Source organism: Nonomuraea sp. NPDC052265 (assembly GCF_044547985.1).
GTDB lineage: Bacteria > Actinomycetota > Actinomycetes > Streptosporangiales > Streptosporangiaceae > Nonomuraea.
This window is the reverse complement of the sequence record NZ_JBIUBJ010000010.1, coordinates 232046-257786: the sequence shown is the minus strand read 5'-3', so window position 1 is coordinate 257786 and position 25741 is coordinate 232046. Positions and strand designations below refer to the sequence as shown.

General features: G+C 71.9%; 23 protein-coding genes, 1 tRNA gene and 1 pseudogene. 20 read left to right on the top strand and 5 right to left on the bottom strand.

Annotated elements, in window-relative coordinates:
* The first annotated feature begins 3 nt into the window (after nt 1–3).
* The 17 genes from ACIHAD_RS28390 to ACIHAD_RS28310 all read left to right on the top strand — a co-directional run bounded on the left by ACIHAD_RS28390 (nt 4) and on the right by ACIHAD_RS28310 (nt 14769).
* The gene (locus tag ACIHAD_RS28390; RefSeq protein ID WP_397357668.1) at nt 4–936 is read left to right on the top strand and encodes a MazG family protein; all 933 of its coding nucleotides are present in this window, start codon (nt 4–6) and stop codon (nt 934–936) included.
* A gap of 75 nt (nt 937–1011) precedes the next feature.
* Nucleotides 1012–2991: a WD40 repeat domain-containing serine/threonine protein kinase gene (locus tag ACIHAD_RS28385; protein ID WP_397357667.1), complete on the top strand. Its 1980-nt coding sequence runs from the start codon at nt 1012–1014 to the stop codon at nt 2989–2991.
* Between the two features lie 123 nt (nt 2992–3114).
* Nucleotides 3115–4392 carry a phosphopyruvate hydratase gene (eno, locus tag ACIHAD_RS28380; RefSeq protein ID WP_397357666.1) on the top strand — a complete coding sequence of 426 codons (1278 nt, stop codon included), beginning with the start codon at nt 3115–3117 and terminating at the stop codon, nt 4390–4392.
* Between the two features lie 71 nt (nt 4393–4463).
* Nucleotides 4464–4874 (top strand): septum formation initiator family protein, encoded by a 411-nt coding sequence (locus tag ACIHAD_RS28375; protein WP_357974748.1) that lies wholly within the window; start codon nt 4464–4466, stop codon nt 4872–4874.
* Complete coding sequence (locus ACIHAD_RS28370) at nt 4864–5352, top strand: DUF501 domain-containing protein (protein WP_397357665.1); 489 nt, start codon at nt 4864–4866, stop codon at nt 5350–5352. The genes ACIHAD_RS28375 and ACIHAD_RS28370 overlap by 11 nt, the downstream gene beginning before the upstream one ends.
* The gene (locus ACIHAD_RS28365) at nt 5343–6290 is read left to right on the top strand and encodes an exopolyphosphatase (protein ID WP_397357664.1); all 948 of its coding nucleotides are present in this window, start codon (nt 5343–5345) and stop codon (nt 6288–6290) included. The genes ACIHAD_RS28370 and ACIHAD_RS28365 overlap by 10 nt, the downstream gene beginning before the upstream one ends.
* 172 nt (nt 6291–6462) lie before the next feature.
* Complete coding sequence (locus ACIHAD_RS28360; RefSeq protein WP_397357663.1) at nt 6463–7902, top strand: hypothetical protein; 1440 nt, start codon at nt 6463–6465, stop codon at nt 7900–7902.
* An 88-nt stretch (nt 7903–7990) separates the two neighbouring features.
* The gene (locus tag ACIHAD_RS28355) at nt 7991–8317 is read left to right on the top strand and encodes a PadR family transcriptional regulator (protein WP_397357662.1); all 327 of its coding nucleotides are present in this window, start codon (nt 7991–7993) and stop codon (nt 8315–8317) included.
* Entirely contained in the window at nt 8314–9279 is a 966-nt protein-coding gene (locus ACIHAD_RS28350; protein WP_397357661.1) for a hypothetical protein, read from the top strand. The genes ACIHAD_RS28355 and ACIHAD_RS28350 overlap by 4 nt, the downstream gene beginning before the upstream one ends.
* An 18-nt stretch (nt 9280–9297) precedes the next feature.
* Nucleotides 9298–10092: a uracil-DNA glycosylase gene (locus ACIHAD_RS28345; RefSeq protein ID WP_397357660.1), complete on the top strand. Its 795-nt coding sequence runs from the start codon at nt 9298–9300 to the stop codon at nt 10090–10092.
* Nucleotides 10093–10187: 95 nt separating this feature from the next.
* The gene (locus tag ACIHAD_RS28340; RefSeq protein WP_397357659.1) at nt 10188–11504 is read left to right on the top strand and encodes an NAD(P)/FAD-dependent oxidoreductase; all 1317 of its coding nucleotides are present in this window, start codon (nt 10188–10190) and stop codon (nt 11502–11504) included.
* Nucleotides 11505–11584: 80 nt separating this feature from the next.
* Complete coding sequence (locus ACIHAD_RS28335) at nt 11585–12106, top strand: glycine cleavage system protein R (RefSeq protein ID WP_397357658.1); 522 nt, start codon at nt 11585–11587, stop codon at nt 12104–12106.
* On the top strand, nt 12103–12627 hold the full coding sequence (locus ACIHAD_RS28330; protein ID WP_397357657.1) for a peptide deformylase: 525 nt from the start codon (nt 12103–12105) through the stop codon (nt 12625–12627). Before ACIHAD_RS28335 ends, ACIHAD_RS28330 begins: the two co-directional genes overlap by 4 nt.
* Before the next feature lie 49 nt (nt 12628–12676).
* Nucleotides 12677–12752 (top strand) — tRNA-Leu (locus ACIHAD_RS28325).
* Between the two features lie 369 nt (nt 12753–13121).
* The gene (locus ACIHAD_RS28320) at nt 13122–13913 is read left to right on the top strand and encodes a Bax inhibitor-1/YccA family protein (RefSeq protein WP_397357656.1); all 792 of its coding nucleotides are present in this window, start codon (nt 13122–13124) and stop codon (nt 13911–13913) included.
* 158 nt (nt 13914–14071) lie between these two features.
* A complete protein-coding gene (locus ACIHAD_RS28315) occupies nt 14072–14305 on the top strand; it encodes a DUF4287 domain-containing protein (protein ID WP_397357655.1) in 234 nt (77 codons plus the stop codon).
* A 56-nt stretch (nt 14306–14361) separates the two neighbouring features.
* Nucleotides 14362–14769 carry a PPOX class F420-dependent oxidoreductase gene (locus ACIHAD_RS28310; protein ID WP_397357654.1) on the top strand — a complete coding sequence of 136 codons (408 nt, stop codon included), beginning with the start codon at nt 14362–14364 and terminating at the stop codon, nt 14767–14769.
* Between the two features lie 62 nt (nt 14770–14831).
* Here ACIHAD_RS28310 and ACIHAD_RS28305 read toward each other — a convergent pair whose 3' ends face one another.
* The 3 genes from ACIHAD_RS28305 to ACIHAD_RS28295 form a co-directional block, all read right to left on the bottom strand.
* Complete coding sequence (locus tag ACIHAD_RS28305; protein WP_397357653.1) at nt 14832–16049, bottom strand: acetyl-CoA C-acetyltransferase; 1218 nt, start codon at nt 16047–16049, stop codon at nt 14832–14834.
* A 74-nt stretch (nt 16050–16123) separates the two neighbouring features.
* The gene (locus tag ACIHAD_RS28300; RefSeq protein ID WP_397357652.1) at nt 16124–17452 is read right to left on the bottom strand and encodes a PQQ-binding-like beta-propeller repeat protein; all 1329 of its coding nucleotides are present in this window, start codon (nt 17450–17452) and stop codon (nt 16124–16126) included.
* A 148-nt stretch (nt 17453–17600) separates the two neighbouring features.
* A complete protein-coding gene (locus ACIHAD_RS28295; RefSeq protein ID WP_397357722.1) occupies nt 17601–18566 on the bottom strand; it encodes an SGNH/GDSL hydrolase family protein in 966 nt (321 codons plus the stop codon).
* Between the two features lie 144 nt (nt 18567–18710).
* On the opposite strand from ACIHAD_RS28295, the gene ACIHAD_RS28290 reads away from it, so the two are divergent.
* Nucleotides 18711–20081, top strand: a complete 1371-nt coding sequence (locus tag ACIHAD_RS28290; RefSeq protein ID WP_397357651.1) for a cystathionine beta-synthase — start codon at nt 18711–18713, stop codon at nt 20079–20081.
* Here ACIHAD_RS28290 and ACIHAD_RS28285 read toward each other — a convergent pair whose 3' ends face one another.
* Nucleotides 20082–20930 carry an NAD(P)-binding domain-containing protein gene (locus tag ACIHAD_RS28285; protein WP_397357650.1) on the bottom strand — a complete coding sequence of 283 codons (849 nt, stop codon included), beginning with the start codon at nt 20928–20930 and terminating at the stop codon, nt 20082–20084.
* A gap of 75 nt (nt 20931–21005) precedes the next feature.
* Between ACIHAD_RS28285 and ACIHAD_RS28280 the strand changes: the two genes are divergently transcribed.
* On the top strand, nt 21006–24368 hold the full coding sequence (locus ACIHAD_RS28280) for a BTAD domain-containing putative transcriptional regulator (RefSeq protein WP_397357721.1): 3363 nt from the start codon (nt 21006–21008) through the stop codon (nt 24366–24368).
* A 276-nt stretch (nt 24369–24644) separates the two neighbouring features.
* Here the strand turns inward: ACIHAD_RS28280 and ACIHAD_RS28275 are convergent.
* Nucleotides 24645–24911, bottom strand: a pseudogene (locus ACIHAD_RS28275) (histidine kinase); the annotation flags it as partial.
* A gap of 588 nt (nt 24912–25499) precedes the next feature.
* On the opposite strand from ACIHAD_RS28275, the gene ACIHAD_RS28270 reads away from it, so the two are divergent.
* Nucleotides 25500–25709 carry a hypothetical protein gene (locus ACIHAD_RS28270; RefSeq protein WP_397357649.1) on the top strand — a complete coding sequence of 70 codons (210 nt, stop codon included), beginning with the start codon at nt 25500–25502 and terminating at the stop codon, nt 25707–25709.
* Nucleotides 25710–25741: the final 32 nt, after the last annotated feature.

The window sequence follows — 25741 nt, the reverse complement described above, 5'->3', positions numbered from 1 at the left end:
CCGATGCCGCTGATCGTCGTCACCACCTCGCCCAGGGTCGCGCCGGGCCTGCTGAGCGACCAGGGCTGGCAGGCGCTGCGCTCGGGGCCCGTCCTGACCGGCTCCGGCGCCCACCCGCAGCTTCCCTATCTGGCCGCCGCCGGCATCGAGGCGGAGGTCGTCGTGCCCGACGCGGTCGCGCTGTCCAGACGGGCGGTGCGCGAGCGGGTGGTCTGGCTCGCCGGCGACGACGAGGACTTCATGCGCGCGATCGGGCGGGCGGCCATCGCGCTCGACGAGCCGCCGCTCATCGAGGTCGTGCCCGGTTCGTACGACCTGCCCGGCTCGCGGGTGCTCGACCTCGTCGTGGTGATGGACCGGCTGCGCACCGAGTGCCCGTGGGACCGCAAGCAGACGCACGAGTCGCTGGTGCCGTACCTGCTGGAGGAGGCGTACGAGGTCCTGGAGACGATCGAGCAGGGCGACTACGCGGCGCTCCGCGAGGAGCTCGGCGACCTGCTGCTCCAGGTGGTCTTCCACGCCCGCGTGGCCCAGACGTTCGACATGGACGACGTGGCCGCCGGGATCGTCGAGAAGCTCGTCCGGCGGCACCCGCACGTGTTCGGGTCGGTGCGGGCGGAGAGCGCGGACGAGGTCAACGACAACTGGGAGGCGATCAAGGCGGCCGAACGGGCGGCCAAGGGCGGCGAGTCGTCGGTGCTCGACGGCGTCCCCATGGGCCAGCCCGCGCTCGCGCTGGCCGCCCAGCTGCTGCGCAGGGCCGAGCGGGCCGGCGCGCCCGACGCGCTGGCGGCCGCGGTCGGCCAGGGGGTGGCGCGGGAGCTGTTCGACCTCGTGCGCCGCGCCCAGGAGGCCGGGCTGGATCCCGAGGCCGAGCTGCGCGCCGCGGCCCGCGCCTACCGTGACCGCGTACGCGCGTGGGAGTCGAACGCCTGACCGCCCTGGTTGTCGGGAGAAGTCACCAAATGCCAGGATCCTGGGGGGCTTGAACCGGCGAGCCGAGGGGGACTGGTGGTGGAGCTGAGACCGCTGCGCTCGGGGGAGCCGCGGGAGGTGGCGGGCTACCGCCTGCTCGGCCGGCTGGGCGACGGCGGCCAGGGGTCGGTGTTCCTGGGCCGCGACGCCGACGGCGGCCACGCGGCCGTCAAGATCCTGCATCCGCGCCTGCTGGGCGACGAGCGGGCCACTCGCCGGTTCCTGCGCGAGAGCACGACCGCCGCCAAGGTGGCGGGCTCACGTACGGCCAGGATCTACGGCAGCGGGGTGGCCGAGGGGCGGCCGTACATCGTCAGCGAGTTCATCGACGGGCCGTCCCTGCACGACCTGGTCCTCGACGGCGGCCCCCTGACCGTCGGCGAGCTGGAACGGCTGGCGGCCGGCACGATCACGGCCCTGACCGCCGTCCACGGCGCGGGCATCGTGCACCGCGACTTCAAGCCGAGCAACGTGCTGATGGGCCAGGACGGCCCCCGCGTGATCGACTTCGGCATCGCCAAGGACATGGACGTCTCCACCACGGCGAGCAGCGTCGTCGGCACGCCCGGGTACATGTCGCCGGAGCAGATCGCGGGGGAGGGCGCGACGGCCGCGTCCGACGTCTTCAGCTGGGCGGCCACCGTCGGGTTCGCGGCCACGGGGGAGCCGCTGTTCGGCCGGGACTCGATCCCCGCCGTGATGAACCGCATCCTGCACGCCGAGCCCGACCTGCGCGAGGTGCCCGAGCCGCTGCGGGCCGTGCTGCGGGCGTGCCTGGCCAAGGAGCCGGTGGCGCGGCCGTCGGCCTACGACGTGCTGGCGCGGCTGCTGGGCCGTACCGCCGCGGCGCCGCGCCGCCACGCCTCCGGGCGGGCGCGGCGCGACCCGGACGCGGCGCCGCGTGAACCGCGGAGGTCGCGGCGGGACGCCGACGCGGGGCCGCGTGAACCGCGGAGGCTGCCGCGTAACGCTGGCGAGGTGCCGCGGGACGTGCGGCCGGGGCCGGGGCCGGGGCCGGGGCCGGGGACGCGGCGGGGGTGGGCCGCGGCCGGGGTGGGCGTGCTCGTCGCCTTGGGGGTGGTGGCCGGGGTGTTGTGGCGCAACGCCGGCTTTCCGGCCGTCGAGGGGCCGACCGGCGGGCAGGCGGCGTTCGGCGTCGAGCTCGGCCCCGAGTTCGGGCCCGCGTCCGGGGCGAACGTCGCGGCGATGGCCATCGGCCACCACAAGGGCGCGCCCGTCGTCGCCTACGCCGAGAAGTCCGGCAATTCGATCGAGGTGTGGGACCCGCGCATCGGCGAGCCGCTCGACCGGCTTCCGGACGCGGGCCCCACGCCGGTGCGCTCCCTGGTGCTGATCCCCGTGGGCGGCAGGCAGACCGCCGTCTGGACGGGCACGGACGGAATCGTGCGGCGCTGGCGCATCGGCGACGCCCGCCCCGGCGCCTGGCACGTGGTGTGCCGGTCGGAGGCCCGCCTGGCGCCCGGCCAGTGGCGCAAGCAGCCCGCGGTGGTGATCGGCTGCCCCGACGGCCAGGTCGTGACGCTCGACCTGGCCTCCGACCGGATCGTCGCCCGCGACCGGCCCGCAACGGGCCCGGTCACCGCCCTGGCCTGGGACGAGACCACCGGCAAGGCCCTCGTCGGCACCGGCCGGGGCCTGCTGGGAGCGCCCGCGGGGCCGCTCGGCAAGGGCGAGGTGCGCTCGGTCGCCGCGTTCGGCGACGGCCGCGCCGCCGTCACCACGGGCGGCTCGACCGCCGTGTACGACCTGGACAGCGGCGCCTTCGTGCGCGGCTTCACCACGGGCGCGGCGGGCGTCGGCGTCACGGCCGCGGGAGGGCGCCGGATGATCGCCGGCGGCGGCGACGGGGTGACCGTGTGGAACGCCGACCGCGGCGAGCGGCTGGGCGACCTGGCGCCCGGCAGGAAGGTCACCGGGCTGGCAGCCGGCGACGGCCTGCTGGTCGTCGCGACGGGCAGCCGCCTCCAGGCCTGGAGCCTGGCCTCCACCGGCTGACCCCCGACGGCCCCGCGCCCGGCCCCACCGGCTGGACCGTGGTGGGTGACCGTGCCGTGCCGGTGCCCCGGGGTACCGATAGGCTCTGATGGCATATTGCCTTTCGATTTAGGAGCGCAACCCGTGGCTACCATCGAGGTCGTTTACGCTCGCGAGATCCTCGACTCCCGGGGCAACCCCACGGTCGAGGTCGAGGTCGTGCTCGACGACGGCAGCAGCGGCCGCGCCGCCGTGCCGAGCGGGGCGTCCACCGGCCAGTTCGAGGCGGTCGAGCTGCGTGACGGCGGCAAGCGCTATGGCGGCAAGGGCGTGGAGAAGGCCGTGCTCGCCGTGACCGACGAGATCTTCGAGGAGATCAACGGGGTCGAGGCCGAGGACCAGCGCATCATCGACCAGATCATGATCGACCTCGACCGCACGCCCAACAAGGCCAAGCTGGGCGCCAACGCCATCCTGGGCGTCTCGCTCGCCGTCGCCAAGGCCGCGGCCGACAGCGCCGACCTGCCCCTGTTCCGCTACGTCGGCGGCCCCAACGCCCACGTGCTGCCCGTCCCGATGATGAACATCCTCAACGGTGGCGCGCACGCCGACACCAACGTCGACATCCAGGAGTTCATGATCGCGCCGATCGGGGCGGAGACGTTCCGCGAGGCCGTGCGCATGGGCACCGAGGTCTACCACGCGCTCAAGGGCGTGCTGAAGGAGAAGGGCTACGCCACGGGCCTGGGCGACGAGGGCGGCTTCGCCCCCAACCTGCCCTCCAACCGCGACGCCCTCGACCTGATCCTGGTCGCGATCGAGCGGGCCGGCTACGTGCCGGGCGAGGACGTGGCGCTGGCCCTCGACGTGGCAGCCTCCGAGTTCCACAAGGACGGCGTCTACACGATCGACGGCAAGGGCCTGTCGGCGCGTGAGCTCATCGCCTTCTACGAGGACCTGGTCGACAACTACCCGCTCGTCTCCATCGAGGACCCCCTCGACGAGGAGGACTGGGAGGGCTGGAAGGCCATCACCGAGGCCCTCGGCGCCAAGGTCCAGCTCGTCGGCGACGACCTGTTCGTCACCAACCCCGAGCGGCTGGAGCGCGGCATCAACGAGGGCACCGCCAACGCCCTGCTGGTCAAGGTCAACCAGATCGGCACGCTGTCGGAGACCCTCGACGCCGTCGACCTGGCCCACCGCAGCGGCTACCGGTGCATGATGAGCCACCGTTCCGGCGAGACCGAGGACACGACGATCGCCGACCTGGCGGTGGCGGTCAACTGCGGCCAGATCAAGACCGGCGCCCCGGCGCGGTCCGACCGTGTGGCCAAGTACAACCAGTTGCTGCGCATCGAGGAGCTTCTCGACGACGCCGCCCGCTACGCGGGTCGCGCGGCTTTTCCGCGGTTCCGGCGCTAGTTTCGACTGACGGCTCGCGGCCGGGGAAGGTCTGACGGCCGCGAGCCGTACGTCGAAGGGGGTGTGCAGCATTGGCGAAGAGGCCGCAGCTGACCGGGCGGGCCGCCATCCTCGCGGTCGTGGTGTGCGCGATCGCGATGAGCCTGGCCTACCCTGTGCGCGAGTACATCAGCCTGCGCCGCAGCATCGCCGAGCTGCAGGCGGAGAAGGCCAGGGTCGAGGCCGAGCGGCAGACGCTGCTGGCCCGCGACCGGCAGAGCGACGATCCCAACTGGATCAGGCGCACCGCCAAGGAACGGCTGCACTTCTGCGGCCCCGGCGAGAAGTGCTATGTGGTGATGGAGCCCGAGCAGGGCAAGGAGCAGACGGCCGTGAAGCAGCCCGTCGAGGTGCCCCCGTGGTACCAGACGCTGTGGGAGTCGGTGGAGGCCGCCGACAAGGGCACGGGTCGCAGAGCGGTGGAGAGCAGCAGTGGAAAGTGACGACGTCGAAGCGGTCCAGCGGCAGCTCGGCCGTCCGCCCAGAGGTCTGCGCGGGGTGGCCCACCGCTGCCCGTGCGGCAACCCCGACGTGGTGGAGACCGCGCCGCGGCTGCCCGACGGGTCGCCGTTCCCGACCCTGTACTACCTGACCTGTCCCAAGGCGGCCTCGGCCATCGGCACGCTCGAAGGCTCGGGCCTGATGCGCGAGATGCAGGCCAGGCTGGCGACCGACCCCGATCTGGCGGCCGCCTACCAGGCCGCGCACGACGACTACGTCGCCAGGCGCGACAAGGCGGCCCACGACGAGGGCATGGAGCCGCTGCCCCGCGACATGCAGAGCACCGGCGGCATGCCGCTGCGCGTGAAGTGCCTGCACGCCCTGGTCGCGCACGAACTGGCGGCGCCGGGGAGCAACCCGTTCGGCAGGGAGGCGCTGGACGCGCTCCCCGACTGGTGGAGTGACGGACCATGCGTGTAGCCGCCATCGACTGCGGCACCAACTCGGTGCGCCTGCTCATCGCCGACGTCCGCGACGACACGCTGCACGACGTCGAGCGGCGGATGGAGATCGTCCGCCTGGGGCAGGGCGTCGACCGCACCGGCATGCTGGCGCCCGACGCGCTGGAGCGCACGTTCAAGGCGATGCGTTCCTACCGGGAGCTGATCGACCGGCACGGCGCGGTCGCGACCAGGGTGGTGGCCACGAGCGCGACCCGCGACGCGGGCAACCGGCAGGAGTTCGTCGACGGCGTCCGCGAGATCTTCGGCGTGGCGCCCGAGGTCGTGACGGGGGCGGAGGAGGCCGAGCTGTCGTTCAGGGGGGCGACCAGGGGCCTGCTGCGCATCTCGCCGGAGACCGAGATGCCGCAGGGCCCGCTGCCGCCCTACCTGGTGGTGGACATCGGCGGCGGTTCCACGGAGTTCGTGGTCGGCTCCGAGCACGCCGAGGCCGCGCTGTCGGTGGACATCGGCTGCGTACGGCTGACCGAGCGGCATCTGCGGGACGCCGGCGACCCTCCGCCCGCCCCGGCGCTGGAGGCCGTGGTCGCCGACATCGAGGCGGCGCTCGACCGGGTCCAGGAGGCGGTGCCCGTCGAGCGGGCGCACACGCTGGTCGGTCTGGCCGGTTCGGTGACCACGATCGCGGGCATCGCCCTCGACCTGCCGGCCTACGACTCCGAGCGCATCCATCACTCCAGGATCTCCGCAGAACAGGTCCACGAGGTGACGCGACGGCTGCTCGCGATGACTCATGGTGATCGCGCGCGGGTTCCGGTGATGCATCCCGGGCGAGTTGACGTGATTGGTGCTGGTGCGCTAATTCTTGACCGGATCGTCCGTCGATTCGCGTTTTCGCAGGTCGTCGTCAGCGAACACGACATCTTGGATGGAATCGCCTGGTCTCTCGCCGGCTAGATAGCCAAATCCGGACATTTCCGATCTATGTCCCGTGTTGAGTGTGCAATCACTATTGTGATTAGGTAAAGGCGCAAAACGGGGGCTTTGCCATATCGCTGTGCACGGAAGGTGCCGGCGTGGCGACCGTTCCCGAGCGCGTCTTTTCCCTCACGGAATGGAGCACTCTCACATGATGTCTGTTGGGTTAGCACGTAAGGCGGCGGCGTTCGGCGCCTCTGCTGCCGTGCTGGCCGCCATGGCAGCGGGCCTGGTAGCCAGCCCCGCACAGGCGGCGACCACGTCCGCGGCCGGCAAGGCCGCCACGGCCACCTCGGCCAAGTCCGCCAAGGTGTCGGTCACCGCGCCGAAGGCGGCCGACCAGGACTACCAGGGTTCTTGTCCGGTCAAGGTCAACTTCGCGGCCAAGATCAAGGTCCCGGTCAAGGGCAAGACCGAGCTCGCCTACCGCTGGCTCCACGGTGACGGGTCCAAGGGCAAGGTCCAGGTTGTCAAGCTCAAGGGCCACGGCACCAAGTCGGTCACCGTCAAGGAGTCGGTGACCTTCAAGGGTGACGTCAAGGGCTGGGAGGCCGTCCAGGTCCTCGGTCCGAAGAAGGTCACGTCCAAGAAGGGCTACTTCTCGGTCTCGTGTGTCGACCTCGGTGGCGTCCGTACGGACAAGGACGTGTCGGTCTCGGCGCGCGCCTGGGCCAACCCGTCGTCCTACGAGGGTGCGTGCACCCCGGGTGACAAGATCGACTTCACCGGTCTGATCAGCGTCAACCGTCCGAGCTGGGTCCGCTACCGCTGGGTCCTGAACGGCGAGGTCGTCGACCACGGCAAGGTCAAGGTCTGGAGCAAGCGCAAGGTCGGCTTCGGCATCTCCCCGCGTCACAGCCAGCGTGGCTGGGCGCAGCTTGAGATCGTCGGCCCCGACGACGCCCTGTCCAACCGCGCCTACTACAAGGTGTGGTGCAAGGACTCGACCCCCGCTCCCGCTGTGAAGGTGTCGGCCACCGACCTGGTGACGGCCACCAACAACGACGGGTGCAAGGTCGGCGCGCACGCCAACGTCAACGCGACCGGCGCCGCGCGCGTCCAGTGGACCTGGGCCGTCAACGGCGAGTCCGTGCTCAAGGGCGAGAGCGTCTTCTCGGGCAGCGGCTCGAAGACCGTCGAGCTCCCTGACCGGGCGCTGACCGGCGAGGCCGCCAAGGGTGGCAAGATCACCCTGACGGTCACCGGGCCGAACAACAACGACTCGATCACGCAGTCGTACGCGGCGTGCGAGGCTCCCAAGCCCACCGCGTCCGTGTCGGCCGTGTCGGTCTCCGGCAACCGCAACGACATGTGCAAGGACAACCGCGGTCCCGGCGTGGACTTCACGGCCACCCTGCACAGCACCGGCCCCACCACCGTCAAGTACTACTGGGTGGTCAACGGCGTGAAGGACGTCAACGTCCTGGAGCGTCAGGTCAACGGCGACCTCGCCGTGACCTGGGGTGTCGGTGGCACGCACAACAGCAAGGAGACGAAGGGCACCATCGAGCTCGTCGTCACCAGCCCTAACGCCGCCTCGTCGGGCGTCGCCAGCTACTCGGCGACCTGCCCGCCCAAGGCCGACGCCTAGGCTGATCACGTGACCGGGCGGCACCCTCAGGGGAGCCGCCCGGTTCTCTTGTTGCCACTATTGTGCATTGCACAGTACTCTCCTTTGCGTGGATAGCAGCCAATTGCTCAAGGGCGTGCTCGACCTGGCCGTCCTGGCCGTGCTCGACGAGCGCGACGGCTACGGCTACGACGTCGTACGCAGACTCAGGGAGGCGGGCCTGGAAGAGGTGGGCGACGCCTCCGTCTACGGCACGCTGCGCCGCCTGTTCAAGGCCGGCGCGCTCAACTCCTACGTCGTGGCCTCCGACGAGGGCCCGCACCGCAAGTACTACGGGCTCAACGAGGTCGGCCGCACCCTGTACGCCGCCTCCGCCAAGCGGTGGACGTCGTTCGCGGCCACCATGGATTCCCTGCTCAAGGAGGGGCACGCATGACCACGCCGGAACAGTACGCGCAGGCCGTCCGCGACGCCCTGGCCGGTCACCCGGACCGCGAGGAGCTGATCGAGGACCTCGACGACCATCTGGCCGAGATCGCGGCCGAGTCGGACCTGCCGCTGGAGGATCGGCTCGGGCCGCCCGCCGCGTACGCGGAGGAACTGGTGGCCGCCTACGGGGGGCGTCCGCAGGGCCGCCAGAGGCGCCGTCCGCGGCCTCGGGCGTGGGCGGCGCGGGCGCATGCGGGGCTGCTGCGCCACAAGCCGTACCGGAGCTTCGTGGCCTTCCTGCCGGAGCTGCGGCCCGGCTGGTGGGTGCTGCGCGGCTACCTGCTGGCCATGCTGCTGCTGGCGATCACGGCGCGCGGCGGCGTCGTCCCGGGGAACCTGGCGGAGTGGGCGCTGGTGGCGGTGGCCGTGTGGGTCTCGGTGTGGTTCGGCCGGGCCCGCGGGGGGCGCTTCGCCGCGCTGCTGGCGACGGGCGTCAACGCGCTGGCGGTGCTGGCGCTGCTCGCCGGCATGGCGGCGGCCTCCGACGTGGACGACCAGCCGGTCGCGATGTCGGAGCCGGCCGACGTGATGCTCGTCGGGGGCGGCCTCGACATCTACAACATCAAGCCGTACGCCAAGGACGGCAGCCCGCTGACCGACGTCTACCTCTACGACCAGGACGGCAAGCCGATCACGCTCGACCCCGAGAGCCGCGGTTACGTGGTCGACCGGTCGTGCGGCGAGCCGGTGCTCAACCGCTACCCGCTGCCGCTGGTCCAGGAGCAGGAGATCCTGGCCGACAACGGCATGCCCACGGCCACGCCCTCCGCGTGCGCGACCGCCACGGCGACCCCGACCCCCGCGACGGCCCCCACCCCCGCGACGACCCCAGCCACGGCCACCGAGACGACCCCCGGGACGACCCCCGGGACGACCACCGCCACGCCCGTGCCGGAGAAGACCAGGTGATCGGGCACCATCGGTGTCATGAGCTTCGTACCACCCGGCACCGGCTGGCCCGGTGACCCCGCCACCCCTGACACCCCGGTGGCCCACGACCCCGCGGACGTGCGCCGCCTCGCCTCCACCACCAGCACCCTCGCGGAGCTCACGGCCGCGCAGTCCGTCTGCCGCGCCTGCCCGCGTCTGGTGGAGTGGCGCGAGGAGGTGGCGCGCGTGAGGCGGCGCGCGTTCGCGGACGAGACGTACTGGGGCCGTCCCGTCCCGGGGTGGGGGGCCGAGCGGCCGAAGGTGCTGCTGGTGGGCCTGGCGCCGGCGGCCCACGGGGGCAACAGGACCGGCCGCATCTTCACCGGCGACCGCAGCGGCGACTGGCTGTTCGCCTCGCTCCACCGCTGCGGCCTGGCGGCCAAGGAGACCAGTACGTACGCCGGCGACGGCCAGGAGCTCATCGACACCAGGGTCGTGGCGTCGGTGCGCTGCGCGCCCCCGGCCAACAAGCCCACGCCCGAGGAGAAGGCCGCCTGCTTCCCGTGGATGGCGCGCGAGGTGGCGATGGTGGCGGGGAGCGTACGGGCGGTGGTGGCGCTCGGCGGGTTCGCCTGGCAGGCCATGTGGCCCGCGCTCAAGGACGCCGGCTACGAGCTGCCGCGCGTACGGCCCAGGTTCGGCCACGGCGTCGAGGTCGAGGTCCGGTACGACGCCGCCCCCGTCACCCTGCTCGGCTGCTACCACCCGAGCCAGCAGAACACCTTCACCGGCCGCGTCACCGCCCAGATGCTGGACGACGTCTTCCTCCGGGCCAGGTCGCTGGCGGTGTGACGCGTCCCACCATCCCCGGGTTGGACTCACCGGAAGGCGCCGACGTAAGCTTGTGAATGCTTTCACAAGCATTCCACGAGGGATGGGGCCTCAGGATGAACAAGCACATCTTGATCGTCGGCGGCGGTTACGTCGGCCTGTACACCGCGCTCCGGCTGCAGCGCAAGCTCCGCCGCGAGCTGCGCGGCGGCGAGGCGCGCATCACGATCATCGACCCCCAGTCCTACATGACCTACCAGCCGTTCCTGCCGGAGGCGGCGGCGGGCAACCTCTCACCCCGGCACATGGTCGCCCCGCTGCGCCGGATCCTGCCCAAGGTGCGCATACTCAACGGCACGGTGACCAAGGTCGACCACGCCGAGCGCGTCGTCACCTTCCAGCCCGCCGAGGGCGAGCCGCGCCAGGTGGCCTACGACGTGATCGTGATGGCCGCCGGGTCCATCTCGCGTACGCTGCCGATCCCCGGGCTGACCGACATCGGCATCGGGTTCAAGACCGTCGGCGAGGCCATCGCGCTGCGCAACCGCGTGCTCCACCTGCTCGACGTGGCCGAGTCGACCGTCGATCCCGAGGTGCGGCGCAGGGCGCTCACGTTCGTCGTGGTCGGGGCCGGATTCGCGGGCGTCGAGGCGCTGGCCGAGCTTGAGGACATGGCCAAGGACTCCACCCGCTACTACCGCAACATCACCCCGGCCGACCTGCGCTGGGTGCTCGTCGAGGCCACGAACCGGGTGCTGCCCGAGGTCGGCCCCGAGATGGGCAAGTGGACGCTGGAGCAGCTCCGCGAGCGCGGCATCGAGGTCAAGCTGGACACCCGGCTGGAGTCGTGCGAGGGCGGTCACGTCGTGCTCAGCGACGGCACCGAGTTCGACGCCGAGACCCTGGTGTGGACGGCGGGCGTCAAGCCGAGCCCGGTCGTCAACGACAGCGACCTGCCCCTGGACGAGCGGGGCCGGATCAAGGCCACCGCCGCCCTCACCGTCGCCGGCACCCGTGACGCCTTCGCCGCCGGCGACGCCGCGGGGGTGCCCGACGTGACGAACCCGGGCCAGTACTGCGCCCCCAACGCCCAGCACGCCGTGCGCCAGGCCAAGGTGCTGGCCGACAACATCGTCCGTCACCTGCGTGGCGAGGAACTGGTCGATTACCGCCACAAGTATGTCGGATCGGTGGCCGGACTGGGCCTGCATCAGGGCGTCGCGAATGTCTATGGCGTGAAGCTGCGCGGTTTCCCTGCGTGGTTCATGCACCGCACCTACCATCTGTCGCGGGTGCCGACGCTGAACCGCAAGGTCCGTGTCGTCGTCGACTGGACCCTGGCCCTGTTCTTCAAGCGAGAGACCATCTCACTCGGTGAGATGGAGCATCCGCGCGACGGGTTCAGGGCCGCGGTGGCGACGACCCGCCGCTAGCCCAGACACGGCAGCGCCCCGGCGAACATCGCCGGGGCGTTTTCGGCACCCCGGAACGAAATGCGGAAGGGGTACCACGGGTGGGGCTCTCAGCGGTGACCGTGCTCGGCGTGGACCGGCCCGGCGTGATCGCCGCCGTCACCGGTTCGCTGGCCGACTGCGGTGCGAACATCCAGGACTCGACCATGACGCTGCTCGGCGGGTACGTGGCGATGATGCTGCTGGTCTCCGGCGATCTCGAACCCGACGAGCTGACGAAGCGGCTGTGCGCCCCCGAGCTGGTGGTCTCCGCCTCGGCGATCGAGGCGCGGCGGCACTTCTGCGACGGCGGCGGCGACGGCGGCGGCCTCGGTTACGTCCTGACCGTGCACGGCCCCGACCGGCCGGGCATCATCTCGGCCGTCAGCGCCGTGCTCGCCGCCGACGGCGGCAACATCACCGGCATGAGCACCCGGCTCACCGGCCGCCTCTACGTGCTCATCGCCGACGTCGAGCTGCCCGAGGACGTCGACGTCGCCGCCCTCATGCGCCGGCTGGCGGCCGTCGGGGCGGGGCTCGACTCGGAGATCACCTTCCGTCCCGTCGAGCCGGACCTGTTGTGACGGGCGCCAGAGGCACCCCGCGCCAGGTGCTCGGCGCGCCGCACCCGGCGCTGTCGGCCAGGGCCGCGCCGGTCGATCCGGCGGCCCCCGAGACCGTGACGGCCGCCGCCGACCTCCTCGCGACCCTGCGCGGCGAGATCGCCATGACGGGTCTGGCCGCTCCCCAGATCGGCCTGAGGTGGCGGCTGATCGCCTTCAACGCCTGGGCCCACCCCCGGGCCCGGTCGTGGGCCGGGGAGCTCGTCCTGGTCAACCCTCGCCTCACGAGTGCCTCCCATTGGGGCGGTGGGCGCGAGGGGTGCGCGTCCATCGCGGGGCTCACCGCCGACGTACGCCGGGCGACGCGCATCACCGTACATGGGCATTTGCCGGGCACAGGGGAGCCGGTCGTCATCGAGGCGGACGCCTTCGAGGCTCGCTGCATTCAGCACCAACTGGACCATCTGGACGGTCTACTCTTCTTGGACAGAGTGCCAGGGGCGCTATCACTTCACCGCAGACTTCACAGTTGTGACGCCTGATGCGAAGTTGTGCTCCTCGGAAGCATGGTCCGTTTCGTATGATTGCGGCGCCCCCGTAGCCCAATGGCAGAGGCAAACCCCTTAAAAGGGTTGTAGTGCGGGTTCGAATCCCGCCGGGGGCACCATTCTTAAGTGTCCCCGACCTGGGGTTTTCTCCGAGTGAAGCATCTTGTCGCATCCGATGGTTCACTACTGCTATCAACCCGTCACACAATGCTTCCGGTCGTTTGCCGGGAAGACCCGGTCTGGTGACGCGTCGGGAAGATTCCGTTTTCATCACGAAACCCAACAGAACTCTGTTTCAATTGGCCGCGCCGGAGTTACTGCCGCCCGCCCGCCCGCGCCCGCCCGGGACGGCCGCCCCGACCTCGGGAACTCACGCGCGGTCACGTTCGTTGTCCTCGCTGCCGAAGTCCCCCGACGAACTTCGATCTCAGCGTGAGTTGACCTAGGTGCCGCCAGGCCCCGTAGGCTCGGCGCCACAGGAGGCAGCGATGGAGAGCAAGAACCCCATTTTCAGCAGGACGCGTCAGCAGCACGCGGGTTGGGCCGGCCCAGCCCCGTCACCCGACACCCTGCGGAACATGTACGACGCCCCGTCGTACGCACCCCCGGCCCCGCCCGCCCACCGGGCGATGACCCTCGACGACGTCGTGGTCCGGGGTTTCCTCACCCTCGGAGCGCTCGTCGTGGCCGCCGCCGCGACCTGGGTGCTCGACGTCCCCCCGGCGCTGGCCATCGGCGCCGCCATCGTGGCCCTGATCCTCGGTCTGATCGCCTCGTTCACCCAGAGCACCAACCCGGCGCTCATCCTGGGCTACGCGGTCTTCGAGGGCGTCTTCCTGGGCAAGATCAGCCAGGTCTTCGAGGGCGCCATCAGCGGCATCGTCTTCCAGGCGGTGCTCGGCACGGCCTTCGCCTTCGGGGCGGTGCTGACCGTCTACTCGCTGCGGGTCGTCCGGGTCACGCCGAAGCTGGTCAGGTTCGGCATGGCGGCCGCCCTCGCGGTGGTCGGGCTGGTGCTGGTCAACCTGGTCGTCGGGATCTTCAACGGCGTCGGGCTCGGCCTGCGCACCGACAGCCCGCTCGGCTGGATCTTCAGCATCGTCATGATCCTGGTCGGCTGCTTCTTCCTGCTCCTCGACTTCGACTCGATCGAGCAGGGCGTGCGCCAGGGCGCTCCGGAGAAGTTCGCCTGGCAGTGCGCGTTCGGCCTCACGCTGAGCCTGGTCTGGATCTACCTCGAGGTGCTCCGGTTCATCAGCTATTTCACCGGCGACGACTGATCGTTCACTTCCTGGGGGCCTCGCCGTAACGGCGGGGCCCTCTCTTTGTGCGACCGGAAATCTACCTGCCGTCACAGAATGATGCCTGGCTGGGGGGTTGCCATTCGCACCGCGGTGTTGCAGTGTCGAGCAAAGGACCTTAATCCGCGGAGGTGCCCATGTCCTTGAACCACTCACCGGAGACGCAGACGAAGCTCATCGCAAGGGTCCCCACGATAACGGGACGCGAACTCCCCGAGTGGTTCCAAGCCATCGACAACGGCCCATCCTTCCTGAGGTGTGACGAGCGGGCCAACTGGCTCGCCGACGAGCACGGGCTGACCCACGGCTACGCCGCCGCGATCGTGCTGGAGCACGAGCGGCACCGCCGTACCCGAATGGGCTTGATCTAGAGCCCTTCCCCATCAGCGCGCCCGTGCTCGGAGCACGGGCGCGTCATCATGAACACATGGATCTGGACAAGGCACTCGGCTTCATCGAGAAGAACCACCACGCAGTCCTGCTCACCAGCCGTCGCGGAGGGCACCCGCAGATGTCGCCGGTGCTGGCGGGCGTGGCCGACGGGCGCATCGTCATCAGCACCCGCGAGACGGCGATGAAGGTGCACAACATCCGCCGCGATCCCCGCGTCTCCCTCTGCGTCCTCGCCGACGGCTTCTTCGGGGAGTGGCTCCAGGTCGACGGCACCGCCGAGATCGTCTCCCTGCCGGAGGCGATGGACCGGCTCGTCGCCTACTACCGCGACATCTCCGGCGAACACCCCGACTGGGACGGCTACCGCGAGGCCATGGCCCGCGAGCGGCGCGTCATCGTCCGCGTGACGCCGCTCCAGGCGGGCCCGGACCGCCAGGGCTGACCCGCACGACGCGAACGGCCCCGCACCGGCAGTGAGACCGGTACGGGGCCGTCAGGCACGATCTAGGACAGGCGCTCCAGCACCATCGCCATGCCCTGGCCGCCGCCCACGCACATGGTCTCCAGGCCGAGGTTCTTGTCGTGGTGGCGCAGGCTGTTGATCAGCGTCGAGGCGATGCGCGCCCCGGTCATCCCGAACGGGTGCCCCACGGCGATGGCCCCGCCGTTGACGTTGAGCCGGTCGAGGTCGATCCCGAGGTCCTGGTACGACGGGATCACCTGTGCCGCGAACGCCTCGTTGATCTCCACCAGGTCGATGTCCTCGATCGCCATCCCGGCCCGGGACAGCGCCTGCTTCGAGGCCTCCACCGGCCCGAGGCCCATGATCTCGGGCGAGAGCCCGCTGACGCCGGTGCTGACGATCCGGGCCAGCGGCGTGATGCCCAGCTCGGCCGCCTTGACGTCGCTCATGATGACCAGGGCCGCCGCGCCGTCGTTCAGCGGGCAGCAGTTGCCGGCGGTGACCGTTCCGTCGGGGCGGAAGACCGGCTTGAGCGAGGCCACCCCCTCGTACGTGGTGCCGGCCCGGGGGCCGTCGTCCTTGCTCACCACGGTGCCGTCGGGGAGCGTGACGGGGGTGATGTCCTTCTGCCAGAACCCGTCGGCCAGCGCCTTCTCGGCCAGGTTCTGGGAGCGCACGCCGAACTCGTCCTGCTCGCGGCGGCTGACGCCCTTGAGCTGGGCCAGGTTCTCGGCGGTCTGCCCCATGGCGATGTAGATGTCGGGGACGGCGCCGTCCCCGCGCGGGTCGTGCCAGCTCCGGCCGCCCTCGGCCGACTGCTTGGTACGGGCCAGCGCGTCGAGGAAGAGCGGGTTGTGGGTGTCGGGCAGCGAGTCGGAGTTGCCCTTGGCGAAGCGGGAGACGGTCTCGACGCCGGCCGAGACGAACACGTCGCCCTCGCCCGCCTTGATCGCGTGGAAGGCCATCCGCGTCGTCTGCAGCGAGGAGGAGCAGTAACGCGTGACGGTCGTGCCCGGCACGGTGTCGAGCCCGAGCAGCACCGCCACCACCCGGGCCATGTTGAAGCCCTGCTCGCCGCCCGGCAGGCCGCAGCCGAGCATGATGTCGTCAATGGTGTTCGGGTCGAGCTGGGGCACCTTGGCCAGCGCCGCCTGGATCATCTGTACGGTCAGATCGTCGGGACGGATGTCCTTGAGCGACCCCTTGAAGGCTCGTCCGATCGGGGAACGCGCGGTTGCGACGATGACTGCCTCGGGCATGGCCCCTCCTTGTGTCCGGCGCTGATATTAGAACTATATTCCAGTCCTTCTCGCAAGCACCCCGGGCCCCCGCGTCAGCCGTACATGCCGGGGGCGGTGGCGGTGTGGTCGTTGACGGCGTGCACGGCGCCCTTCTCGTCGCGCCACAGGCGCCAGCCGTCCTGGCTGCCGGTGAACCAGGGCGGCGGGGCGCTCATGGGGGAGACGCGGGTGCCGCTGCCGAGGTCGTACTCGCAGACGGCGGCCGTGGAGTAGAAGCCGGGGGCCTGGCCGCGCAGCGGCAGCGGCTTGGGGTCGGTGACGCAGAAGGACCAGCCCCGCTCCTCGCCCACCTGCGCGGGCTTGCCCGAGACCAGGTCGAAGGCGCTGCCCTTGGCGTCGTGCTTGAGGAAGCCCAGTTTGTCCATGCGGTCGGGGAAGGCCAGCCACCAGCCCGAGCCGGGGACGTCGGAGGCGGTGATCTGGCCGACCACCCGGCCGGTCTCGGAGTCGAGCCGGGCGAAACCGCCGTAGGCGCCCTGGCGGTCCACCGGGCGTACGACGGGCGCGTAGCCGGGGCTGCCGCTCGGGTAGACGCGCACGACCGAGGGACGCATCCAGTTGACCGTGCCGTCGCCGATCCTGATGGAGAACAGGCCGAAGGTGGAGACCTTCTTCGTCTGGGGGTTGGTGTAGGGGGCGACGTAGCCGACCAGGTTGTCGCCGGTCGAGCCGAACGCCCACCCGCCCGACAGGTCGATGCCCGGCCCGAGCGCCTGCTCGATCGGCTGCTGCCACTGGAGCTTGCCGGTCTTGACGTCGTACGACTCGATCATGGGGTTGGCGGCCATCCGCAGCAGCAGGACCCGGGCCGGGTCGGACCACTCGACCTCGGAGATGCCGGGCAGCCGCCACATCACCCGGCCGGTCGCCGGGTCGAGCACGACCATGCGGGCGTGGGCCAGGGCGGTGTGCTCCGACACGCACAGGTAGGGGCCGCAGCGTTGCGGCCCGAACGTGGAGTGCATCGGCCTGGTCCACTTCTGCGCCCCCGAACGGGCGTCGCGGGCGATGAGGGTGGCGTTCCAGCGGCCCTTCCTGGTCGGGTCGAGCGCCACGATCACCCCCTGGCCCTTGGCCGTCTCCACGATCGCGGGGGCCGAGACGCCCATGCCGGGCAGGCGCCCCGCCATGGTGGCCGGGTACGCCCACAGGCGCCGCCCGTCGTCGAGGCCGAGCGCCACGGTCTCCAGCGTGCCGTCGGGCTTCATGGAGGTCGTGGTCGCCACCCCGGCCGCGGACACGATCCGGCTGACCGCGTTGACCTGGGTGTTCTGCCAGGAGGGGAAGTTCGCCGTGGCGGCGTCGCTGCCGGAGCAGGCGGTCAGGGCGAGGGTCCCGGCGAGGGCCAGGGAAGGTTTCATGAGGGGCCGGAGCACAGGCAATTCACTCCAAAGAGAACGAGGAGTGACGGCTAGGGCTCGGAGGGTGACCGGATCGGACGTCGTCAAGCCCCCCGCCGCGCACGTTCGCGCGTCGGTGGGGGGTCGCCGAGCCGCCCGCCGGGCGCGCTCAGGCGTCGGTGGGCGTCTCGCCGAGCCGCCGGCGGAACAGCGTGGCCCACTTGCCGTGGAGCCCCGTCGCCCGCCCGTCGACCCGGGTCGCGCTGACCTCGGTGCCGGGCTCCTCCGCGGCCGTTGCCGCCGCAAGGTAGATCGGTTGCAGTCCTTCGCCCCGTGCGGGCCGCGGCTCAGGCCACAGCCCCAACGCAGCGCACACCGACGGTAGCACCGCGTAAGCGGCCTGCGCGTAACCTCGGTCAGATGGATGGAAACGATCCGGTCCGAACATTTCTGTCGGATTTGTATCGAATTCCGGGCCCAGGACGTCGGCGAACGCCACCGTCCGGCCGCCCGCGTCCACCACGGCGACGGTCTGGGCCGCCGCGAGCTGACGGCTCCACCGCCGGGTCACCCAGCGCAGCGGCTGGGCGATGGGCCGCACCGTGCCCAGGTCGGGGCAGGTGCCGACGACCACCTCGACGCCCGCCTCGCGCAGCCGCCGCACCGCCTTGGCCAGATGGCGGACCGCGACGGCCGGGGGCGTCTGGGTGATGATGTCGTTGGCCCCCACGAAGATCACCGCCACGTCCGGGCGCATGGCGAGGGCGGCGTCCACCTGCTCGGACAGCTCCGCGGAGGGGGCGCCCGACTTGCCCGCGACCAGCAGGTGGACCGGGCGCTCGGCCACGGCCGCCACGCCGTTGGCCAGCAGCACGGCGGGGGTGTGGCTGGGATCGGTCATGCCCAGGCCCACGGAGGTGGAATCGCCGAGCATGACCATGTTGAGGGGAATGCCGCGGAAATCGCCGTAGACGCCGTCCGAGGGCGGTCCGTCCAGACCGTGGGGGCGGCCGATGGCCTTGCGCGCGAGCAGTCCCTCAGCGATCAGCAGGCCGTACGCCGTGGCTCCGAGCGCCGTCAGCCCGCCACCTCCGAGCGCGGCCGCCATGGCGATCCTCCTGGCCGCGCGTGCCATGCCTGCTGCCCAGACCACGTAGTGTCCTCCCGGTCGAACTCGGCGGTAGCGTTTGCTTGAAAACTAGCCGAGGGCCTGCCACCCCCAATGGATCTCGGCCTCGGGCAAGCTGATCAAGCTTCGGCAAAGAAGGTGAACACCTCGGTGCGCGTTTACGATTCCCTGGTCGACCTCATGGGGAACACTCCGCTCGTCCGGCTGCACAAGGTAACGGCGGGGATCTCCGCCCAGGTGCTGGCCAAGGTCGAGTACTTCAACCCTGGCGGCTCCGTCAAGGACCGCATCGCAGTACGCATGATCGAGGCCGCCGAGGCGTCGGGCGCGCTGCGGCCGGGCGGCGTCATCGTGGAGCCGACGTCCGGCAACACCGGTGTGGGCCTGGCCATCGTGGCCCAGCAGAAGGGCTACCGGTGCCTGTTCGTGGTGCCCGACAAGGTGGCCCAGGACAAGATCGCGGTGCTGCGCGCGTACGGGGCCGAGGTCGTGGTCTGCCCGACCGCCGTCTCGCCCGACCACCCGGAGTCCTATTACTCGGTCTCCGACCGGCTGGCCCGCGAGATCCCCAACGCCTGGAAGCCCGACCAGTACTCCAACGTCAACAACCCCGACTCCCACTACCACTCGACCGGTCCCGAGCTGTGGGAGCAGACCGAGGGCCGCATCACGCACTTCGTGGCGGGCATCGGCACCGGCGGCACGATCAGCGGCACCGGCCGCTACCTCAAGGAGGTCTCCGGCGGCCGGGTGAAGATCATCGGGGCCGACCCCGAGGGCTCGGTGTACTCCGGCGGCTCCGGTCGTCCCTACCTGGTGGAGGGCGTGGGCGAGGACATCTGGCCGGCCACGTACGACACCGGGATCTGCGACGAGATCATCGCGGTGTCCGACAAGGACTCCTTCACCATGACCCGCCGCCTGGCCCGCGAGGAGGGGCTGCTCGTCGGCGGCTCGTGCGGCATGGCCGTGGTGGCGGCGCTGCAGGTGGCGGCCAAGGCCGGGCCCGACGACGTGGTGGTCGTGCTGCTGCCCGACGGCGGCCGCGGCTACCTGTCGAAGATCTTCAACGACGACTGGATGGCCGACTACGGCTTCCTGACCACGAGCTCGGACGAGGGCCTGGTCGGCGACGTGCTGGCGCGCAAGGGGCCGGGAATGCCGGAGTTCGTGCACGCCCACCCGCACGAGTCGGTCGGCACGGCCATCTCGATCATGCGCGAGTACTCGGTGTCCCAGCTTCCGGTCATGAAGGAGGAGCCGCCGGTCATGGCGGCCGAGGTGGTCGGCTCGATCGTCGAGCGCGACCTGCTGGAGGCTCTCTACCACGGCAGGCTCGCCTCCGACGACCCGATCTCCGACCACATGTCGGCGCCGCTACCCACGATCGGCAGCGGTGAACCCGTCGCGCGCGCGGTCGAGGCGCTGGAGAAGGCCGACGCGGCCGTCGTCCTGGAGGACGGCAAGCCCGCCGGGCTGATCACCCGGCAGGACCTGCTCGCCTTCCTGGCCAACCACTGATCAGGGGTTCCTGATCGACTCGATCACGGTGCCGAGGCCCTCGTGGCCCCGTCCCTCGGCGTCGGCGCGCTCGAACAGCTCCTTCAGCGCGTTCGGCACCGTGGTCTCCACCCCGGCCTCGTCCAGCGCGTGCACGACGTGGCCGAGGCCGACGGCCTGCATGTGCAGGGAGTTCAGCTCGCCGGGGTAGGTCCCGGCGGCGAACTCCTCGGCCAGGACCCTGGCGAACCCCATCACGCCGTCGCCGCCGAGCTGGGTGAATTCCTCCCGCACGAACGGCAGGAACTCCAGCGGGGAGACCCCGGCCGTGCGCAGCATCGCCATGGCGTGCATCTGGCTGGTCAGGCTCGACCAGAAGATCAGCAGCAGCGACTGGTAGTACATCATCGCCAGGCCCTCGTCGGCGCCGACGTAGGTGATGTCGCCGAGGGCCCTGAGCGTCGCGGTGTGCCGGTCGAGCGCGTCCTTCGGGCCGCTGTAGAAGGAGTACGCGCCCGGCTGACCGATGCCCGGCGGCGGGACCATGATCCCGGCGGTGATGAGCGTGCCGCCCCGTCCGGCCACCCGGCGGGCCGCCGCGCGTAGTTCCTCGGGGGTGCCCGAACTGAGGTTGACCAGCACCTTCCCGTCGAGCCTGGCCTCGCCGAGGCTGTCGTACATCGCCTGGTAGCCGATCTGGCTGATCACCAGCAGGTCGCCGTCCGCGGCCGAGGCCGCGCGCCGGGCTCCCCGGGCGACCAGCGGTTCGGTCTTGCTCGCCGTACGGTTCCACACGGCCACGTCGAAACCCGCGCCGAGGAACGTCTCGGCCATCTTCGACCCCATCGGGCCGAGCCCCACAACTGTCACCTGAGTCATGACAGGGAGCCTGCGGCACCGTCCTACGGAAATCCTTATGACCGGCTACGGGTTAGTCTCTGCATGGTGCGATTCGGGGTGCTCGGCCCGCTGGCCGTCTGGACGGACGGCGGCGAGGAGGTCCACGTCGCCGAGCCCAAGGTCCGCGCGCTGCTCGCCGCCCTGCTGGCGGCCGGCGGCGGCCCGGTCTCCGCCGACCGGCTGATCGACGACCTGTGGGGCGACCGGCCCACCCGCAACCCGGTCGGCACCCTCCAGGCCCGCGTCTCCCAGCTCCGCCGCGCGCTCGGCGACCCGGCCATGGTCGTCCACGGCCCGGCCGGCTACCGGCTGGCCGCCCACGACTCCGACGCCGCCCGCTTCCGCGCCCTCGTGGGCCGCCGCGGCGCCGCGCCGCGCGAGCGGGCCCGCGAGCTGGACCAGGCCCTCGCGCTGTGGCGGGGCGCGGCCTACGCCGACTTCGCCGACGAGGGGTTCGCCCGCCCCGAGATCGCCATGCTGGCCGAGCTGCGCCTGTCGGCCCTGGAGGAGCAGGCCGAGACGCGCCTCGCGCTCGGCCAGGACGTCGACCTCGCCGACCTGGTCGCCCGCCACCCCCTGCGCGAACGGCTGCGCGCCTCCCACATGAAGGCCCTGTACCGGGGCGGCAGGCAGAGCGAGGCGCTGGCCGGTTACCAGGAGCTGCGCGTCAGGCTGGCCGAGGAGCTGGGGCTCGACCCCTCGCCGGAGCTGGCCGCGCTGCACCGGGCCATCCTGCGCCACGATCCGTCGCTGACCGCCCCGCCGCCCGCCGCCGAGGCCGGGCCGTCCACCAATCTGCCCGCGCCGCTCACCGCGCTGATCGGCCGCGACGCCGACCTCGCCGAGGTCGCCGGCCTGCTGGCGGACTCGCGGCTGGTGACCCTGACCGGGTCCGGCGGCGTGGGCAAGACCCGCCTCGCCCTCGCCGCCGCCCGCCGCCTGGCCTTCCCCGACGGTTCCGCCGACGGGGGCGCCGAGTCGCGGCAGGGCGGGTTCGCCGACGGTTCCGCTGACGGGGCGTTCGAGGCGCGGCCGGGCCCGTTCGCCGACGGCGTGTGGCTGGTGGAGCTGGCCGGGGCCGCGGACGTGGCCGAGGCGGTGGCGGCCGTGCTGGGCGTGCGCGACGACGACTCCGTGCCGCTGGCGTCCAGGCTGGCGGGGGTGCTGGGGGGCGGGAGCGCGCTGCTGGTCCTGGACAACTGCGAGCACCTGGTCGAGCAGGTCGCCGGGTTCGTCTCGGGGCTGCTGCGGGCCGCGCCCGGCCTGCGCGTGCTGGCCACCAGCCAGGAGCCGCTGGGCGTGTCCGGCGAACGGGTCCGCGTCGTCCACCCGCTGACCGAACCCGATGCCGTACGGCTCTTCGCGGCCCGCGCGGACGTCGAGCCCGGCCCCACCGTGGCCGTCATCTGCCGGCGGCTCGACGGCATCCCGCTGGCCCTGGAGCTGGCGGCGACGCGGGTGCGGGCGCTCGGCGTACAGGAGCTGGCCGCCCGGCTGGACGACAGGTTCAGGCTGCTCAGCGCCGGGATGCGGGACGCGCCGGCCCGGCAGCGCACGCTGCGGGCCACCATCGACTGGAGCTGGGAGCTGCTGTCCGCCGAGGAGCGCACGGTGTTGCGGCGGCTGGCCGTGCACGCCGACGGCTGCACGCTGGAGGCCGCGGAGGCGGTCTGCGCCGAGCCCGGCGTGGACGTGCTCGACGTGCTGGCCAGGCTCGTGGACCGGTCGCTGGTGGTCGTGTCGCGCGGCCCCCGCTACCGGCTGCTCGAGTCGGTGACCGCCTACTGCCTCGAACGGCTGCGCGAGGCCGGCGAGCACGACCTGCTGCGGGAGCGGCACGCCCGCCACTACACCGACCTGGCCGCCCGCGCCGAGCTGCGCGGTCCGCGCCAGCACGAGTGGCTGGACAGGCTGGACGCCGAGAGCGCCAACCTGCGGCTGGCCCTGTCCGGCCCGGAGGCCCTGCGCCTGGCCAACGCGCTGGCCTGGTACTGGATCCTGCGCGGCAGGCTGCGCGAGGCCCGCCGGTCGATCGAGGCGGCGCTGGCGGCGGGCGGCGAGGAGGGCGCCGCCGCCCTGGCCTCGGTCTGGCTGGCCGGGATCGGGCTGCTGCTCGGCGAGCCCACCCCGCCGGTGCGCCGGGCCGCGCTCGACCGTACGGGGGCCGCGCTGGCCGACTGGTTCCTGAGCTTCGTCCGCTGGGCGTACGGCGACCACGCGGCGCACCGGGCCGCTGTGGGGCGGGCCCTGGCGGCGTACGAGGAGCTGGGGGACCGGTGGGGGGTGGCGGCGGCGCTGTGCCTGCGGGCCAAGCTCGCGGTGGGCCACGGCGACCTGGCGGCGATGGAACGCGACGGCGAGCGCGGCCTGGCCATCTTCCGGGAGCTGGGGGACGAATGGGGGCAGGTCGAAGCCATGGACGTCCTCGACCGGCTGGCCGAGATCCGCGGCGACTACGAGCGGGCGGCCCGGCTGCGGCACGAGGCGCTGCGGCTGGCCGAGGGGCTGGGGTTCGACGTGTCGTTCAAGCTGGCCGCGATCGGACGGCTCGCGCTGCTCACGGGCGACTACGAGCGGTCCGACGACTACCACGGGCGGGCCAGGCGGCTGGCGGTGGCGCAGTCGTACCGGGCAGCGGAGGAGAACGCGCTGCTCGGCCTGGCCATGAGCGCGCGTAGGCAGGGGCGGTACGAGGAGGCGGAGTCGTACCTGCTGTCCGCGCTCGACTGGCTGCGGCGGGTACGGGGGACTCCCGGGGTGGCGTTCGTCATGGCCGAGTGGGGGTTCGTGGCCGAGCAGCGCGGCGACGCCGAGACCGCGCTGGCGCGCCAGAACGAGGGGTACGGGCACGCCCGCGCGACGGGCGACCCCCGGGCCGTCGCACTGGCCCTGGAGGGGCTGGCGGGCGCGCTGTCGATCGCGGGCCACGAGCACCTCAAGGATGCGCCGTCGATCGCGGGCCGTGAGCGCCCGGAGGAGGCGCCGTCGATCGCGGGCCACGCGCGGCTGGAGGAGGCGGCCGGGAAGCTGGGGAGGGCGGCGGCGATCCGGCGAGCCGTCGGCGCGCCCCTCCCAGCGGGCGAACGTCATGACGTGGACCGGATCACCGCCCGCCTGCGCGCCGCCCTCGGCGAGGAACACTTCGCCCGATCCTTCACCGCCGGGGAGCGGGACCTCGGCGAGGGACCTCTCGACGTGCCCTACCTCGCGGACCAGCGGGACCTCGGCGAGGGGTCTTCCGATGGGGCGGCCGGGTCAGGGCAGGGGGAATTCGGCGATCACTTGCCAGGGGCCCTCGGGGGACGGGCCCGCGTAGAGCCTGCCGCCCAGCGCCTCCACCCGCTCGGCCATGCCGACCAGCCCGAACCCGCCGCCCAGCCGGGACACCCGCGGGTCCGACGCGGTTGAGCCGAAGTTCCGCACCCGCAGGACGACAACCCGCTCGTACCGCCGCAGATCGGCCTCCACCCAGGCGGCCCGGGTGGCGTGCTTGCGCACGTTGGTGAGCGACTCCAGCAGGACCCGGTGCAGCGTCGTCATCACCTCCGGCGGCAGCGTGCGGTCGTCGATGCCGGACCCGATCTCGAACGCCACCCTCGGCCCCTCGACCGAGAACCGCTCGGTCAGGAGCCGCAGGTCGGCCAGCGTCGTGCCGGGCCTGCGGTCCGCCTCGTCCTCGGTGCGCAGGACGGTGACCATGCGCCGCATCGAGGTCAGCGCCTCCGACCCGGCCGAGGCGATCGCGTCGAGCGCGGGCAGCACGGCCTCGGGCTTGTTCTCGGCGACCGTACGGGCGGCCTGGGCCTGGACGACGATGCCGGTGATGTGGTGGGCGACCAGGTCGTGCAGCTCCCTGGCCAGTTCGAGACGTTCGGACCGCCGTACGGAATGCACCGCCTCGGTACGGCGCTCCTGCTGGAACCGGAGGTAGCCGCCGATGCCCACGGCCATCGACCACCCCGCGAACAGCAGGAACGAGAACGCCAGCCCCGCCGTGCGATAGTCGCGCCCGGCCGACTCGGCCATCAGCACGACCAGCCCCACGAGCGTCAGCACCGCCGCCCGCCGTACCGGCTCCACGTGCCGCAGCACGCCGATGAGGAGGATGAGCAGCGATCCGGTCTCCGCCATGCCGGGCACGCCCGGCGCGTCGACCGACCCGATGACCGCCGACACGGCGAAGGACAGCCCCAGCAACGCGCAGAAGCCCTCAAGCCGGTGGCGGCGACGCAGGACGACGACCGCGATCCCGACCGCGCCGCAGACCGGTACGAACCATTGCAGCCCGCCGGTGCCGACGGCGATGACCAGGTCGAGCAGCAGCATCATGCCGAGCCAGCCGAGCATCGCGATCTCGCTCAGCCGCCGGACCCAGTACACGACGCCCTTCGAATCCCCCACGCCACGAGAGTAGGCCGGAAGTCGGACAACTCGTATCAACCGATCGGCCGACCCGGTCGCCCGCGGACCAGCCCTTCAGCGGAGGCGGCGGCGGAGGCCACTCGGCGATGCTGGAACACGTCGGAAGGGGGACAGGACATGGTTGTCATCGGGTTCGTTCTGCTGGGGTTGGGACTGGTCGTCACGGCGCTGCTCGCGCTGGCCGATCCGGTGCTGCTCTCCCGCATCAACGGGGAGGACGCGGAGGGCGGCAGCGGCCGCCACATCGACGTGGAGATCGTACGGCTCAGTGCCCCGGCCGCGACTGCCGCGACGGCCGGGACGGCCCGCGAGCCCAGGGCGGCCTGAGCCCCTCATGAACGTGGCCCGCGCGGGCATGG